Source organism: Aquiflexum sp. (genome assembly GCF_041751335.1).
Taxonomy (GTDB): domain Bacteria; phylum Bacteroidota; class Bacteroidia; order Cytophagales; family Cyclobacteriaceae; genus Aquiflexum.
Window position 1 is genome coordinate 1 of the sequence record NZ_JBGSXS010000430.1, and the last position, 3,143, is coordinate 3,143.

Annotated in this window: 4 protein-coding genes and 1 pseudogene; 4 read left to right on the forward strand and 1 reads right to left on the reverse strand. The window is 38.1% G+C overall.

Translation table 11 applies throughout. From position 1 onward, the window contains the following. The 4 genes and pseudogenes from ACEW8U_RS22740 to ACEW8U_RS22755 all read left to right on the forward strand — a co-directional run. Positions 1–261: pseudogene (locus tag ACEW8U_RS22740) on the forward strand (TonB-dependent receptor); the annotation flags it as partial. Positions 262–263: 2 nt separating this feature from the next. Further along, positions 264–1,190 carry a DUF4249 domain-containing protein gene (locus ACEW8U_RS22745; RefSeq protein ID WP_373524352.1) on the forward strand — a complete coding sequence of 309 codons (927 nt, stop codon included), beginning with the start codon at positions 264–266 and terminating at the stop codon, positions 1,188–1,190. Between the two features lie 138 nt (positions 1,191–1,328). After that, positions 1,329–1,577 (forward strand): hypothetical protein, encoded by a 249-nt coding sequence (locus tag ACEW8U_RS22750; protein ID WP_373524353.1) that lies wholly within the window; start codon positions 1,329–1,331, stop codon positions 1,575–1,577. A gap of 38 nt (positions 1,578–1,615) precedes the next feature. Beyond that, positions 1,616–1,771, forward strand: a complete 156-nt coding sequence (locus ACEW8U_RS22755; RefSeq protein ID WP_373524354.1) for a hypothetical protein — start codon at positions 1,616–1,618, stop codon at positions 1,769–1,771. On the opposite strand, the gene ACEW8U_RS22760 is transcribed toward ACEW8U_RS22755, so the two are convergent. After that, positions 1,768–2,919, reverse strand: coding sequence for a class I SAM-dependent methyltransferase (locus tag ACEW8U_RS22760; RefSeq protein ID WP_373524355.1), 1,152 nt, complete (start codon positions 2,917–2,919; stop codon positions 1,768–1,770). The genes ACEW8U_RS22755 and ACEW8U_RS22760 overlap by 4 nt on opposite strands. Between the last annotated feature and the right edge of the window lie 224 nt (positions 2,920–3,143).

Consider the following 3,143-nt stretch of genomic DNA (forward strand, 5'->3'; position numbering starts at 1 on the left):
GGAGGCTTGTATTTGGACCATTTTGAATCTAGGAATAATTTCCAAATGCGAAGTTATCACCGGATGGATGTAGGGATCAATTTCAACAAACCAAAAAAATGGGGTGTGAGAACCTGGAATGTCTCAATTTACAATGTATACAGTAGGTTGAATCCATTTTATATGGATATCAGCTATAACTATGAACTTCAGAAAAATCAGCTCAGACAGTTCAGTCTTTTCCCAATAGTACCATCAGTATCTTATAGATTTACCTTTTAATTATGAAGATCAAAAACCTTTTTATCTATTCAATTTTTGTGATATTGGTTTCCTGTGAGCAATTTCTTGAAGTAGAATTGCCAGGACAGGAACCGTTGATGGTTTTTAATTCCTTATTGGAACCTACCGATACTTTGAAAGTTTTCCTGTCCAAAAGTAAAGGAGTGTTGGAGAGTAGTGATTTCAATCAAGAATTTGACTTGGTCGAAGGTGCAAATGTCTATCTCAAAGATCAGGAGGGACAAATTTTTCCTATGGGCTACATCAAAAGAGGTAGACCTTGGGAAATAGAAGCTTTTTATTACCTCAGTGGCTATACTTTTATTGAAGGAAATACCTATGAGATTGTTGCGGAGAAAGAAGGCTTCCCTAGCATCAGCAGTGTTCAGGAATTTCCAAAATCAGTAAATATCAAATCTATTGATATGGTCAATTTAGGTCCAATTGATAATATTGGAGGACATGACCTGGTTGAGGTGACGATAAAATTTGACGATCCTCCAGGAAGTAATTTTTATGAAGTGTCGGGGAAGATTTTTGGTAGTGGTTATCGAGTTTCCAATGGTGATTCCACCCTTTTTTACTATAGTTCCGATTTATATCCCAAACCTGTCAATCCAATCTACCAAAAGGATTATTTGATGCGGAATGTTGTGTTATTTAATGATGCTTTACTCAATGGTCAAGATTCAGAAATTGTCTTTAGAACCAATCTTGTCAGAGATATTGACCTGGAAGTCACCATCAATTTCTCCCATGTTTCAGAATCCTATTATATGTTTTACAATACTGCTGATCTTCAGTATTACAACCGTGGAGATTTTCTATCCCAGCCAGTTCTTGGTTATAATAATATCTTAAATGGTCTGGGAATTTTCAAATCCAGAAATACGGATCAAAGGGTGATTGAAATGAGGGTTGAGGATTGACTAGTTGGTTTATTCTTAACGCCGAAGTGAGTGTCTCGACTCACTTCCCTACCTGGATGTGCCAATTAATTTTTTTAAGATTTAACCACACTGATGAATTAATTTTTTAAATTAGACCTAACCAATTTTTGACTTTTTATGGAATTAGAGAAAATTTATTTTTTCACTGCGACCATCCACAATTGGATTCCGCTCTTCAATGAAGGTAGTTACAAAAAAATTATCCTTTCCAGTTTAAAATACCTCTCTGACAAACAATTGATCAAAATTTATGGGTTTGTGATTATGCCAAACCACACTGACGACGGCGTCAAAGCCAAATTAAGTGCATTTACTTACGCCAAAGTATCATATTTACTGAAAGCTGAGCGGATAACGCCAAAGTGAGTGTCTTCACTCACTTCCTTTTGGTTTAGAACAATTTTATGGCTATGATAGAACAAGCAGGGTCGGCAAGGTTGGGTTTGAATAATAATAATACGGATTCGACCAAAAAAGGAGGATTGTCAGTGGAGACACTGACAACGGCGAAAATAGGAGGGTCATCAGTGGAGACACTGACGACGGCAAAGAATACCTAACCCAATAAATTGCAATAAAAAAGCCTATACCTCTCTCCAACTTTCGTCCCTATCAAAAAACTGTCCCCACCATCCTTAAGCCTATATTTCTTCTTGAGCACATCTACAGATAAGGCATAATTTCGGGTAATGACATTGACTTTTCCTGTCGGGAAGAGCTGTTTAAGTTCTTTTTTGGGATTGTTGATTTCTTGGATGACTTCGAAAATCCTACTTGGGATATCTTTGGGAGAATCCGTGCAGGTAAATAAATGTGAATTGGGGTGGAGCTTTTTTAATCCAAATCTTTTCCCAAAACTCCTGAAAGCTCCTGCTTTCAAAATCGGGGAATAGGGTTCGATCAAGTATTTGGAGACTTCCCCAAAAATGCTTTCGCTTGATTCCTCTTCTTCATAGGTAAATGAAAATTCCTTAGGGCCGCTTGACTGCAAATCGACCGCATGGATAAACCTTTCATTATTTTCTTTCCCTTTTTCCCAATAAAGCAATATCTCCTTCACTTCATTCTTTACAGAAAGCACCCATACTTGTTGGATATCCGGTATTTCGTTGAGTGCTTGCTTGATGTCCAGCATGGGTGAGGCTTTGACCAAGGTGGATTGGACTTTGGATTTCAAAAGCTCCCAATGGCTGACAATATCTGGTTCGCAGTCTGCGAGTTTAAATAGCTTTTGGTTGTGATTTCCCCTTCTGGCAGGATCTACAAAAATCAGATCAAAAGTTGAGTCTGACTGTGAAAGGTATTCAATAGAATCACCTTGATAGAATTCAAATTTACATGGTTTAAGGAGATTAAAATTGTGCTCGGCTATTGCTGACAGTTCTTGATTTCTCTCACAATAGATTGCGTTTTCGAATTTATTAGCCAAATAAAAAGTATCCACTCCAAATCCCCCTGTCAAATCAATCATGTTTTTTCCCTTTGGTAGAATCCCTGACTTAAATCTGGCAGTTTCCTCAGAGGAGGCTTGTTCGAGTGAAAGGCTTGAAGGAAAAATCAGATCTGGATGGGCAGCCCAAGTGGGTAGCTTATGTTTTGCTTTTTGTCTCGCCTGAATCTGCTGCACAGCCGCCTTTAGATCATATTCAGTTTGTCCGGAATGGGCAAAAAGCAATTGTGCAGGATCCTCCGCTAGGTGGTCCTGCACAAATTGTTTTAATGATGCTGAATAAATGGCGAGAGTCATACTTTTCTTTTATTCATACCATGACTGAGGATGATATTCATGCCATGACTCAAAGTCATGGCATGAATAATCCCTTATTATTAAAATGAAATATTAAGCCATGCTGTGTTCCATCAGATATTCTGCAATCTGAACGGCATTGGTGGCGGCACCTTTTCTAAGGTTATCAGCCACGATCCACATGT